Raw genomic sequence first — 12,961 nt, 5'->3', positions numbered from 1 at the left:
CTCTTGCTGGTCAGCTCGTTTTTTTATGGGAGTAGCGCTTTTTACAGGGGATTGGCGCTACATGATGTGGAGTTTTATGATAAGTATAATTGTAGGTATACCTAGTATCATTGGCACCTATAAACGAAATCAGCAGCTAAAAGCTTACAAGAAATAAGGAATATCGTATTGAAACGAGTTATGAAAGACTTAGAGAAATCCTCCAAGTCTTTTTTTGTTTGGGTATAAAAAGATATGAACCGTACTCCGTTCTTCTAAAAAAAGTGCTTTTTACATAGTTTATCAATACAGAAAATTTGATAAACATGCGGAGGAGTAAACATGCAGAAACAGCCTAATTTTTTGTTGATTATCGTGGACGAGGAGCGGTTTCCACCCTTATATGAAAGTAAAGAACTAAAAAAGTGGCGAAAAAAACATTTAAAAGCACATGAATTTTTAAAACAGCATGGAATGGAATTTACCCGTCACTACGTCGGCTCTACAGCTTGTTCACCAAGTCGAGCTACATTGTTTACAGGGCAGTATCCTTCCTTGCATGGAGTTACGCAAACGCAAGGTATCGCAAAGAAGTCACAAGATCCTGATATGTTTTGGCTGCAGCCTAATACCGTCCCGACGATGGGAGATTATTTTAAGCAGGCTGGGTATCAAACCTTTTATAAAGGAAAATGGCACATTTCCGATGAGAACATCTTAATTCCAGGAACACATAATGTTTTTTCCAGCTACCAGATGCAAACAGGAATACCGGATCCGGAAAAAGAATGCCTCTATCAACGCGCTAATAAGCTTGAAAAGTTTGGTTTTTCAGGGTGGATTGGTCCAGAACCGGAAGGGAGAAACCCGCACAATTCTGGTTCATCTGCGGCCGTTGGAGTGAGCGGACGAGACGAAATATATGCAGAGGAAATCATAGAGCTTTTTCAACGATTAGAACATCAAGCGACTGAGCAGCCTTGGCTCATGGTAGCTTCGTTTGTGAACCCGCATGACATTGCGCTGTTTGGAGCGATTACCAAACACCTTCCTATGTTTCAGTTTTCTATTGATGAGACGATTCCGAACATCGATCCGCCGCCTACCATTAGAGAATCTTTACAAACAAAGCCTAGCGCTCAAAGCAGCTATAAATACATCTATCCAAAAGCGCTGCAGCCAACCCCAAATTCTAGCTTCTACCGGCGCTTGTATTATCAGCTGCAAAAAAATGTTGATACACAAATTTTAAAAGTTCTTCGGACCATGGAACAATCTTCGTTCTATGAAAATACAATTATTATTTTTACGTCTGATCACGGTGATTTGCTTGGAGCTCACGGGGGATTACATCAAAAATGGTACAACATGTATGAAGAATCTATTCACGTTCCGCTTCTCATTCATAACAAGCGTTTGTTTCCTAGTTATCAACATACAGACACACTGACTAGTCACCTTGACTTGATCCCGACAATGCTTAGTTTAGCTAATATCGATGCTTCCGCTGTTCAAAAGCAATTACAAAAAAGTCATACGGAAGTACATCCATTTGTTGGGCGAGACCTGTCAGATATACTTCGAGGAGAATCGTCTCTTGAGCAAGAGCAAACACCGATTTTCTTCATGACGGATGATGACCCGACAAAAGGACTTCACCAAACAAATTTTTTAGGAGAAAGCTACCCGTCAGTTGTTCAGCCTAATCACATTCAAGCGGTCATTGTCGAGTTTTCGTCAGCGGCAGGAAAGGAAATTTGGAAATACGCTCGCTATCATGATAATCCGCAATTTTGGTCAGCAGCTGACGAAAAAGATGAATTCATTCACGGAGAGCAATATGAAGATTACCCTGTAAGTTTTACTACCCTTAAAACAACCCGTGTTCCTGATCAAATTGAAATGTACAATTTGACCAAGGATCCGTTAGAAACAGTAAATCTGGCTCACCCGTATTTTTCGACAAATGAAACAAGGAAAATTCAGCGGCAGCTTGACGTTATTCTTAAAGAACAAGTCAGGAAAAAACGGATTTTTCCGCAAAGTGGAAGCATGCATGATGAGCTTTTGTCTAAAGATAGATAAAAAATAGTTTCTATGGATTCAAGTTAAATATTTGTGTGAGCAGAAAAAGGTGTATTTAATATTTTAGTATATAAATTAAAAACTTGATGATACTTGTGTTAGGTTACTTGTTCTGGTTTGGGGTAGTATTGGTTTCACTTCATTAATTCTGCTTAGATAAAACAAATAAGGACTTATAGCATCTTTCTTTTTCGCCTTTATTGCTGTGAAAATAGAGGTAAAAATAAGAATGGAATGTAGTCGTTAATAGTATAATAAAAAACTTTTTCAGTCCGTGTATTCTTAAGTAACTTTTCAAAAATTCAAGCATAAAGTAATTCTATACCATTTGAAAAATAAAAATTACTTCTTGACTTTTGTTAAATTTATACACTATAATCGCTTTTAACAACTAATAAACAGTATTTGGCAATGAAAAGGACACGAATTAGATGCTGTTTTCTTCGCAGAGAATAGGGCCACTGGCTGAGAACCCTTAAGAAATCATCTAATTTACCACCTTAGAGCTATTGCAGGGAACGTGCATAACTGAAACTGCAATCGGTAAAACCGTTATCTTTTTAAGCGTAAAATACGTATGGGTATTTTACGGAATTAGGGTGGTACCACGGCCGCATTCGTCCCTTCACTAGGGATGAGTGCGGCTTTTTATGTAGAAAAAATGAATATACAAGCAATGAAAAGGACATGAATCATTTTTGGATTTTCTTTACAGAGAGTAGGGTCACTGGCTGAGAACCCTTAGAAAACGAAATGAATTTACCACCTTGGAGCTGCGGCGGGGAATGTGTATACACTGAAACCGCACCCGGTAAAACCGTTATCTTTTTAAGCGTAAAATACGTATAAGTATTTTACGGAATTAGGGTGGTACCACGGCCGCATTCGTCCCTTTACTAGGGATGAATGCGGTTTTTTTTGTTGAATAAAAACATATTGGAGGAATGAACATGTCAAAACAAATGGAAGCAGAAAAGCGAAATCATCAAAAGTTAGGTCAAGAACTGGAGCTGTTTATGTCAATGGAAGAAGCTCCTGGTATGCCGTTTTTCTTACCTAACGGAATGATTGTTCGAAATGAGTTAGAAAATTACTGGAAACAAAAGCATTATAAAGCAGGCTATCAAGAAATAAAAACACCCATCATGATGAAACAGGAGCTCTGGGAACAATCAGGGCACTGGGAGCACTATCATGAGAATATGTATTTTTCAAATGTTGACAAACAAAACTATGCGATTAAACCGATGAATTGTCCGGGAGCCATTTTATTGTTTAACAGCAAGCGAAGAAGCTACCGAGAACTTCCGATTCGATACGCAGAGCTTGGATTAGTTCATCGTCACGAGCTTTCTGGGTCTTTAAACGGCTTGCTAAGAGTCCGTTCATTCACACAGGACGACGCTCATTTATTCGTAAAGCTCAGTCAGATCCAAGCTGAAATTAGCCGCATTCTAGCGTTTATCCATGACTTTTACTCACATTTTGGCTTCGATTACAAAGTGGAGCTATCCACACGACCTGAAAAATTCATGGGAGATATTGAAACATGGAACCAAGCAGAAAAGGCGCTTCAATCTGTGTTAAGTGAAAAAGGCTTAGACTATCAGGTAAATGAAGGAGACGGAGCTTTTTATGGGCCGAAAATCGATTTTCATATTTTAGATTCCTTAGGTCGCAGCTGGCAGTGCGGAACAGTTCAGCTTGATTTCTTAATGCCGGAGAAGTTTGACTGTATGTATATCGGAGAAGACAATAAACCGCATCGTCCCGTAATGATTCACCGCGCTATATACGGTTCCGTTGAACGATTTATGGCCATCTTGATTGAACATTACGAAGGTCAATTTCCTCTTTGGCTGGCTCCTGTTCAATTTAAGCTTTTGCCTATTGCACCGCCGCACGTGGAATATGCATATAAAGTGAAACACGAGCTGGAGTTAAAAGGGTATCGTGTTGAAGTAGATGATCGCATTGAAAAAATAGGGCTGAAAATTCGAGAAGTAGAAATGCTAAAAGTTCCTTATATGGCTGTGATAGGAGATAAAGAAGTGGAAAATGAATCGCTTGCTATGCGAAAGCACGGGAAGAAAAATATAGGAACAGTAAGTGTGGAAGAGGCAGCTGTACACTTGAATAAAGAAAAGAATTCAAACAGAGTGTATTGAAGCTATTTACCTTACTAAATAGAAAAATCCGATTTTTTAAGTCGGATAGTGATTCCCTTCATTTTGTCTCACACCAAAATGAAGGGAATATTGAACTAGAAGGGTATAAGATAATATATATCAGCAGTATAACTTTTGCCTTAGACAAACGCCGGTATTTTATAAAAAAATTTATCTTATTCCATTCGAATCGTTTGTACGGGATGAAGCTGAAGCCTCACCTGATGGTTTGTTCATGTTTTGCTGCTCTCGCTTCTTTTTAGAAGGAGAGTAAAAAAGAAATTTAAACATAAAGTATACTCCTAATGCTAGTAAAATACAGCCAATAAGTAAGTTAATCATCTTTCTCCGCCCTTCATACACCTCAGTTTTCATCATTATAACACCCGGTAAGATAAAACATTCATCGTTCTGTAAATAATCTCTATGTCAGGAATTTATATCTGAAGATAGTTAGTAAAAAAGTTATTTAAAAACATATAAAACAATCTTTTAGAATATTATTTTTATTCAAACTTATTATACGTACGCACAATGATAATCTCTTTATTTAGTTTATAAATCCAAAATAGAACGATGTTAAGAAATCGCTTACAAAAACTCTTGAAATATACATAATGATATTAGTATACTAATAGACAAGTTAGTAATTATTTCTATATAATTACTTCTGTATCTGAAGTGAAAACGCGCAGCCCAATGGGAAAAGAAGGTATTTTCAAGTTTTTAATGGATGAGTGGCAACAGAGAGGAGAGAGTGCAATGGGAAAACTATTTAAAAAGAAGTCAATCGAGCAATTATTAGAACAAAGTCAAAACAAATCTCTAGTCAAAACATTAGGAGCATTCGATTTGACTCTTCTTGGTATTGGAGCCGTAATCGGAACGGGGGTTTTGGTATTAACAGGCTTAGTAGCTGCTAACGATGCTGGACCAGCCGTTATTTTTTCTTTTATATTGGCTTCTATTGTATGCGGTTTTGCAGCGCTATGCTATGCAGAATTTGCTTCAACTATACCTGTATCTGGTAGCGTTTACACCTATACATATGCAACCATCGGCGAAGTGGTAGCACACTTAATGGGCTGGACGTTGCTTTCGGTCTACTTGTTAACAATGTCAGCAGTAGCAAACGGCTGGTCTTCTTATTTTAACAACTTTTTAGAAGGATTTGGTTTTTCACTGCCAAAAGAATTGATTACAATCCCTGCAAATGGAGGTCTAGTAAACCTTCCTGCTATTTGTATTACGCTTCTTATTACATGGCTGCTTTCAAGAGGAACAAAAGAAAGTAAAAAAGTGAACAACTTTATGGTGCTTGTTAAATTGTTTATTATCCTTCTTTTTATTATTGTAGGAGCTTTTTATGTAAAACCGTCTAATTGGACACCTTTTATGCCTTATGGAATTGAAGGTGTTGTGACAGGAGGTGCGGCCGTATTTTTTGCTTTCTTAGGTTTTGATGCCTTATCTACATCAGCAGAAGAAGTAAAGAATCCGCAGCGTAATTTGCCCATTGGAATTATTAGTTCACTCGTGATCTGCACGATTATTTATGTAGCAGTATGCCTTGTTATGACAGGGGTTGTTTCTTATAAGGAACTGAACGTTCCAGAAGCAATGGCCTATGTTCTTCATTCAGTAGGACAAAATGCAGTGGCAGGAATTATTGCTGCAGGAGCTGTCATTGGAATCATGGCTGTTATTTTCGCCTACATTTATGCAGCAACACGCATTTTATTCTCAATGAGCCGTGACGGCTTGCTGCCAAAAGCATTTGCTAAAACAAATGAGAAAACAGGAGTTCCGACTCTTTCCACTTGGCTAGTAGGGATTATCGGAGCGTTAATTTCAGGGTTTATTGATCTAAAAGAACTTGCGAATTTAGCAAATATCGGTGCTCTTTTAACTTTCGGCATGGTGGGCGTCAGCATTATCATCTTACGTAAAACGCATCCAACTTTAAAACGCGGATTTACAATGCCGTTTGTCCCGATTTTACCAATTTTATCTGTATTATCTTGTTTATTTTTAATGATTAATCTTCCTAAAACAACATGGCTGTATTTTAGCATATGGATTGTGCTTGGTATATTTGTGTATATAGGTTATTCTCGTAAACACAGTCGATTAACAAGTAAAGAAATGAAAAAAGCGAGCTAGCAAAAAAAGAGCCTTTCATCCAAGAAAGGCTCTTTTTTTGCTTTTTGTTCATTTGTTAGACAGTCAGGACGATTGTTCACTATGTTTTTTGCGTGTTTCCACAATAAAAAGACAAGTGCTAATAACAAAAGCCGTTCCTACAAAAATGGCGCCAACCCAAGGAAGTGAAGGAAGTCCCATATGGTTAATAATTACGCCTCCGAAAAAGGCGCCAAAAGCATTTCCTAAGTTAGCAAATGAGTGATTCGAAGTAGAAGCTAAAGCAGGTGCTTCCTGTGCTAAGTTCATAATTTTCACTTGAATACCAGGCATTACAGCAAACGCTGCTGCTCCCCAGAAAAACATCGTGATAATAGCTGCTGTTGGGCTTTTAACAGTGAACGTAAAAATAGTCAGCACAATACAAAGAAAAGCAAATATACCTACAACCGAAGGCATTAACTTCCAGTCTGCTAGCTTGCCTCCAACAACGTTTCCGAGCGTAACGCCGCATCCATATAATACAAGAATCCACGTAACACTATGTTCACTTACTCCTGTAACGTCTTCAAGAAGCGGTGTAATGTACGTAAATACAGTAAATAAACTGCCGCATCCTATCGCGCTTAAAAGAAGCATCACAAGAAGTTTTGGTTGAGTAAAAGCAGCAAACTGCTGTTTTAGACCCGTTAATTTGTCTTGACCAAGCTTTGGGATAAACAGAATAATACCAATAAATGCAATAATCCCCATGATCGTAATAGCCCCAAACGAAGCTCTCCAGCCTAAGTGTTGCCCAATGAATGTTCCCACAGGAACGCCGATTATATTTGCAATGGTTAAACCTGCCATCATCGTTGCGACAGCACTTGCACGTTTATGAGGTTGTACGAGCCGTGAAGCAATAACAGCGCCTACTCCAAAGAAAGTACCGTGACATAATGCCGTAACTAAACGAGCTCCCATTAAAATCCCATAGCTGGGTGCAATAATAGCAATCGCATTTCCGAGAATAAATAAAAGCATAAGTAAACAAAGCAGAAGCTTTTGAGGAAGTCGATGAGTAAAAATAGTTAAAATTGGCGCGCCGATTGCTACTCCTAAAGCATAGCTTGTAATTAGCTGACCAGCAGTCGAAATGCTAACATGAAGATCTTCCGCAACGTTAGGCAGTATCCCCATAATAACAAATTCCGTCATTCCAATAGCAAAAGCTCCAAGAGTTAACGAGATGAGGGCAATTGGAAAGGAATCTTTCTTATTGACCTGCTCGTTGGCATGCATTGTATTCATGTGTGATCACCCTTTCTGTGTATAAAATTTATATCTCCTTGAAAAGAAGTCAATTACTAATAATACTTAAGTGAGGGAGCTTTGACAACCAAAAAAGCTGATGTAAGCGGTATCTTCCAAGATTTCTATTTATCTTTATCATATATGAAGACAGTCAGACATAAATTTATTGACAGAATAAAGTTTAGTCCTATAAACTATTTTTAAAGTCGAATAGTTTATACCTATAAACTAAATGAGCAAAGGAGGGAAAGAAGTGACAAAAAGCAAGTTATATCAAGCGGTAGAACTTTTTGAAGAAGTGCTGTTTGTAGGAACAGAAGTGATTCATAGAGAGATCAGCCATAACCTCTTCGAACATGTCTCAAGGCAGCAGTTTGATTTGTTAAACAGTTTAATGATTAAAGGTCCGTCTTCACCTGGCAGTCTCGCTGTCTTGCAAGGCGTTCATAAAAGTGCCATTTCGAATCGAATCAAAAAACTGCTCGAAAAAGGGCTCGTGGAGTGGGACACTAATGAACTAGAGAGCGATAAACGTTCTAAGCTTATTAAGATTACGGCTGAAGGAGAAAAAGTAATAAATGACGGAAATGCCGCGTGTTTTAGTATCATTGAAAATTTATTTGATGATGTAGAAGAAGAAAAAATAGATACATTTATCGAAATTCTTACAATGGCAAAAGAAAAGTTAACTACAAAAGGGGAAAGCAAAGAATGAAATTTATCGTAAAATTTAAGTGGGTGATTGCGGCCTTTATTTTAGCTTTAACAGTTATATTGATGCTAACGTCACCAAATTTAACAAAGCTCGCAAGTGAAAAAGGACAGTCTCAGCTTCCCGACGATGCCGTTTCATCCAGAGCCAGCCAAATTCTAAAAAATGCTGGAGAAGACAGTAATACCATCAGCATGGTTATCAAGTTAGATAATGCATTAGATAAAGATAGTGAGAAACAAATACAGAAAATCATTGATAAGACAGAGAAAATTAAAGGTGTAAAAGATGTCACAACGCCTTTAACAGATGATCAAGATGTTCGTAATCAATTAATGTCTAAAGACAAAAAAACCGTTTTAGTTCCGGTTACTGTCAGTGGATCGGATGAAAAAGTTGAAAAAATAGCAAATCAGATTTATGATAGCGTGCCAAAAGACACTACGGCATATGTAACGGGTGCATCTCTTATTAATCAGGATTTTGCACACAGTTCAGAAGAAGGGTTAAAGAAAACTGAGTTTATTACTATCTTTTTGATTTTAGGTTTGCTTTTACTCGTTTTCCGTTCAGTCGTGACGCCGTTTATTCCTATTTTAATTGTGGGAATCACATACTTAATCAGTCAATCGTTACTAGGGATTTTAGTTAAAAATGTCGATTTTCCAATCTCAACGTTCACGCAAACGTTCTTAGTAGCTATTTTGTTTGGAATTGGTACGGATTACTGCATCCTTTTACTTAATCGTTTCCGTGAAGAATTGGCAAACGGACATGATAAAGTAGAGGCCACGATCACGGCTTATCGTACAGCAGGAAGAACGTTATTTATCAGTGGAATTGCTGTATTTATTGGGTTTGCAGCCATTGGATTTGCCAAGTTTGCCATTTTCCAGTCGGCTGTCGGAGTAGCAGTGGGGGTAGGTGTACTGCTAGTCATTTTATTTACTCTGCTTCCACTTTTTATGGTTACGCTTGGAGAAAAATTATTTTGGCCGTCTAAAAAAGTGGCTTCTCATAGCGATAATAAGCTGTGGGGCTTTTTAGGGAAAAAGGCAGTGGCGCGACCGTTCGTGTTTTTAGTCATTACAGCGATTATTACCGTGCCTTTTATTGTAACGTACGACTCAAAAGTATCGTTTGATTCTACTGCTGAAATAAGCAGTGATTATAAATCTATAAAAGGACTAAACGCTATCAGTGATGCACTCGGAGAAGGAAAAGCGTTTCCTGTCAATGTTATTATTAAAGGAGATAAAGAGTTAACAAAGGCAGATGTTATTCCTTATTTAGGAAATATAAGCAAAGCAATTGAAAAAGTGGATCACGTAGATTCTGTTATGACTATCACACAGCCTACCGGAGAAAAGATTGATGATTTATACGTTAATTCACAGCTAGGCTCCGTATCAGACGGAATCAAAGATGCTGTTAAAGGAATCGGAGATGTAGAAAAAGGATTAAGTGATGTTGAAAAAGGGCTAAATCAAATAGCTGACCAAACGGGTTCTGCTTCTAAAGAGAAATCTGGAGGGTCACTTGCACCTGCTGCAGACGGATTAGCTCAAATTAATCAACAGCTGCAGCTTGTCAGCACTCAGCTCTCTACAACAGGAACTGTGCAGCAAGCGGTTCCGCAGCTTGTTGCAATCAGTAAACAGCTTACTACCATTCAAACCGGTCTCCAACAAGCAAATGAGAATCTTTCAGCTCAGCAAGGTCAAGTTGGAACGTTATCAGACAGTATCAATCAGTTAGCAAAAGGAGTTAAAAGTGCGAATGACGGACTGACGAAGATCTCAGATGGCTTAACAAAAGCAACAGATATGCTTGATAACATGAGTGATAGCTCAACAGTTAGAGATACTGGTATTTACCTTCCAGCAGAAGTGATGAAAGATAAAGGGTTTAAACAATCCATCGATAACTATTCTTTTGCAGATGGAAAAGGAGTTAAGCTCAGTGTAGTGCTCGATCAAAATCCATATTCTGAAGAAGCCATTTCAACCGTAAAAAATATTGAAAAAGCGGTGGCAAGCGAAGTCGTTGATACGCCGTTTGAGCATACAGAAATTGTGTACGGAGGGGTATCGAGCTCAAATGCGGATTTAAAAGATTTATCTACAACCGATCTTTCACGCACAATGGTTATTATGATGATTGGGCTGTTTATTGTGCTGACCATTTTATTCCGTTCAATGATCATGCCTGTATACATGATTGCTTCACTGCTGCTTACCTATTATACAGCAATGGGAATCTCAGAGCTTCTATTCGTGGACATAATGGGTAATGATGGAATCAGCTGGGCCGTGCCATTTTTTAGTTTTGTTATTTTAGTTGCCCTTGGAATTGACTATTCTATTTTCTTGTTAGACCGTTTTAACGAAGAAGTAAAAAGCGGCGTCGCAGAAGGAATGGTTACGTCTATGAGTAAGATGGGATCGGTTATTATTACTGCTGCTATTATCTTAGCTGGAACGTTTGGGGCTATGATCCCATCGGGTGTATTAACACTTGTTCATGTAGCAACGGTTGTTATTATTGGTCTTTTACTTTATGGTCTTGTTATTCTTCCGCTTCTTATGCCAGCGATTGTCGTAACGCTTGGAGAAGGAAACTGGTGGCCGTTTCTTCGAAAAAAAGAAAAGTACAAAGTAGAAGAATAACTTGTATACGCTAGGTCGAAAATTAGGTATGTCTTAGGAAGAGTACTATTGACACAGTATATAGGATAAAACTGAAGGATAGAAAGAGCGTCATCGGGCTGCTCTTTCTATCCTTTTTTGTGCTACAAAAAAACAATGTTCAGGAGTGGCCATAAACACGCCCAGTCGAATAAAAGACCTCTCATCAGGAAAACCTATAGTCAAAAACATGAGGGAGGTTTTTTTATGAAATTTGTAAATTTCTTAGCTAATCAGCGAGACAAACGACGGGAACAAATGCGCGAAGCAGGAACATGTCCAGATTGCTTAGGGAAACGATTCCACCATATTGGACTTTATTTTGTGCATGTTTATGAGTGTCCAAGCTGTCAAGGCAAAGAAGATATGTAATAAAATCTTCAGAAATAAGGCAAAGGCAGTCTCTATGCAGATTATGATGTGAAACCTTCTTAATTTTAGAGAAGGTTTTTATTTTTTTGAAGGTGAACAGTTGCTTGTATGTTTTGTGTTAGCAACCTTTACATATTTATTTTCTGTCTAACTAGATTCGATTAGTATAGTCATTAAGTTACTTTAATGTCTCAAGTTAACAATTTAAATAAAAAGGAGGAAAGAATTAAGGATTAAGGAAAAAGAGACGCGTAACTTGCAATCATGTATCTCAAACTTTAAATATAAGGAGCTGAGGTAAGATGACAATGTTACATTTAGATAAAGTATATAAAATATATGATAAAAAAAATATCGCCGTAAATGATTTTAACCTTCAGATTGGAGAGAAAGAGTTTGTTGTATTTGTTGGACCTTCAGGCTGTGGTAAATCTACTACGCTGCGAATGATTGCAGGTCTGGAAACGATTTCAAAAGGTGATTTTTACATTGATGGAGATCATATGAACGAAGTAGCTCCAAAAGATCGTGACATTGCTATGGTCTTTCAAAATTATGCTCTTTACCCTCATATGACTGTTCGAGAAAATATGGCATTTGGTTTGAAATTAAAAAAAATAAAGAAAGACGAAATTGATAGACGGGTAAATGAAGCAGCCAAAACATTGGGTCTAGAAACATATTTAGATAGAAAGCCAAAAGCTTTATCCGGAGGGCAGCGTCAGCGAGTTGCTTTAGGTCGTGCTATTGTTCGGGAAGCAAAAGTTTTCTTAATGGATGAACCATTATCTAATTTGGATGCGAAGCTGCGAGTACAGATGCGTGCTGAGATTATTAAACTGCATCAAAGGCTGCAAACAACAACAATATATGTGACGCATGATCAAGTGGAAGCTATGACAATGGCTACTCGCCTAGTGGTTATGAAAGACGGGATTATTCAACAAATCGGAACTCCTCAAGATATTTACAAACATCCTAGGAATGTATTTGTAGGCAGTTTTATTGGATCACCCGCAATGAATTTTTTTCGGGGATATCTCCAAGGCACTTATTTTATAATGGGAGAAACTAAAATACAGCTTCCTGATTTTCTACTACACGCTTTACATTCTCAAGGTCATAATGAGAAAGAAGTCATAATGGGTGCGCGTCCTGAACACATTATATATCATAAAGAGGATAGTAAGAGAGAGTTGAACGATGAGTTTTGCTTCACTACGACACTAGATATGATAGAGGTACTAGGTGCTGAAACAATTTTATATGCTAGTTTAGAAAAGCAAACGTTTGTGGCTCGAGTGCCTCTTTTATGTGAGTTTGAAGCAAGGGACAAAGGCATTTTTTCGTTGAATTTAACCTACGTTCATTTTTTTGATGGAGAAACAGAAGAGCGCATTTCTACAAATATAGATAAAAAAGTTAAATATTCTGATAAATGTATTGACTAGTTAATGTAAACAGTTTAATATAACAATATATAACATTACATAATGTTGTATATCATATTTTATTTAAGG

General features: G+C 37.6%; 9 protein-coding genes and 2 other annotated features. Of the genes, 7 read left to right on the top strand and 2 right to left on the bottom strand.

Annotated features, from left to right (window positions below):
* Positions 1 to 321: 321 nt before the first annotated feature.
* Together AC1D0Y_RS11550 and thrS are read left to right on the top strand one after the other, a co-directional pair.
* Entirely contained in the window at positions 322 to 2,064 is a 1,743-nt protein-coding gene (locus AC1D0Y_RS11550) for a sulfatase family protein (RefSeq protein ID WP_477707590.1), read from the top strand.
* A 402-nt stretch (positions 2,065 to 2,466) separates the two neighbouring features.
* Positions 2,467 to 2,692, top strand: a binding site (T-box leader).
* 39 nt (positions 2,693 to 2,731) lie between these two features.
* Positions 2,732 to 2,960, top strand: a binding site (T-box leader).
* A 54-nt stretch (positions 2,961 to 3,014) separates the two neighbouring features.
* Entirely contained in the window at positions 3,015 to 4,232 is a 1,218-nt protein-coding gene (gene thrS / locus AC1D0Y_RS11545; RefSeq protein WP_477707589.1) for a threonine--tRNA ligase, read from the top strand.
* 171 nt (positions 4,233 to 4,403) lie between these two features.
* Here the strand turns inward: thrS and AC1D0Y_RS11540 are convergent, their stop codons facing one another.
* The gene (locus AC1D0Y_RS11540; RefSeq protein ID WP_060745611.1) at positions 4,404 to 4,610 is read right to left on the bottom strand and encodes a hypothetical protein; all 207 of its coding nucleotides are present in this window, start codon (positions 4,608 to 4,610) and stop codon (positions 4,404 to 4,406) included.
* Positions 4,611 to 4,994: 384 nt separating this feature from the next.
* Between AC1D0Y_RS11540 and AC1D0Y_RS11535 the strand changes: the two genes are divergently transcribed.
* On the top strand, positions 4,995 to 6,395 hold the full coding sequence (locus AC1D0Y_RS11535; RefSeq protein ID WP_028408496.1) for an amino acid permease: 1,401 nt from the start codon (positions 4,995 to 4,997) through the stop codon (positions 6,393 to 6,395).
* A 63-nt stretch (positions 6,396 to 6,458) separates the two neighbouring features.
* On the opposite strand, the gene AC1D0Y_RS11530 is transcribed toward AC1D0Y_RS11535, so the two are convergent.
* On the bottom strand, positions 6,459 to 7,667 hold the full coding sequence (locus tag AC1D0Y_RS11530) for an MFS transporter (protein ID WP_060745610.1): 1,209 nt from the start codon (positions 7,665 to 7,667) through the stop codon (positions 6,459 to 6,461).
* A 256-nt stretch (positions 7,668 to 7,923) separates the two neighbouring features.
* On the opposite strand from AC1D0Y_RS11530, the gene AC1D0Y_RS11525 reads away from it, so the two are divergent.
* The 4 genes from AC1D0Y_RS11525 (at position 7,924) to AC1D0Y_RS11510 (ending at position 12,892) form a co-directional block, all read left to right on the top strand.
* Complete coding sequence (locus AC1D0Y_RS11525) at positions 7,924 to 8,385, top strand: MarR family winged helix-turn-helix transcriptional regulator (RefSeq protein WP_014460056.1); 462 nt, start codon at positions 7,924 to 7,926, stop codon at positions 8,383 to 8,385.
* Complete coding sequence (locus tag AC1D0Y_RS11520; RefSeq protein ID WP_060745609.1) at positions 8,382 to 11,051, top strand: MMPL family transporter; 2,670 nt, start codon at positions 8,382 to 8,384, stop codon at positions 11,049 to 11,051. The genes AC1D0Y_RS11525 and AC1D0Y_RS11520 overlap by 4 nt, the downstream gene beginning before the upstream one ends.
* A gap of 225 nt (positions 11,052 to 11,276) precedes the next feature.
* On the top strand, positions 11,277 to 11,441 hold the full coding sequence (locus AC1D0Y_RS11515; RefSeq protein ID WP_016764155.1) for a hypothetical protein: 165 nt from the start codon (positions 11,277 to 11,279) through the stop codon (positions 11,439 to 11,441).
* Between the two features lie 302 nt (positions 11,442 to 11,743).
* Positions 11,744 to 12,892 (top strand): ABC transporter ATP-binding protein, encoded by a 1,149-nt coding sequence (locus tag AC1D0Y_RS11510; protein WP_028408492.1) that lies wholly within the window; start codon positions 11,744 to 11,746, stop codon positions 12,890 to 12,892.
* The last annotated feature ends 69 nt before the right edge of the window (positions 12,893 to 12,961 follow it).

This window comes from Priestia sp. P1_B12_1 (genome assembly GCF_056406695.1).
This window is presented reverse-complemented; position numbering and strand designations above follow the sequence as displayed.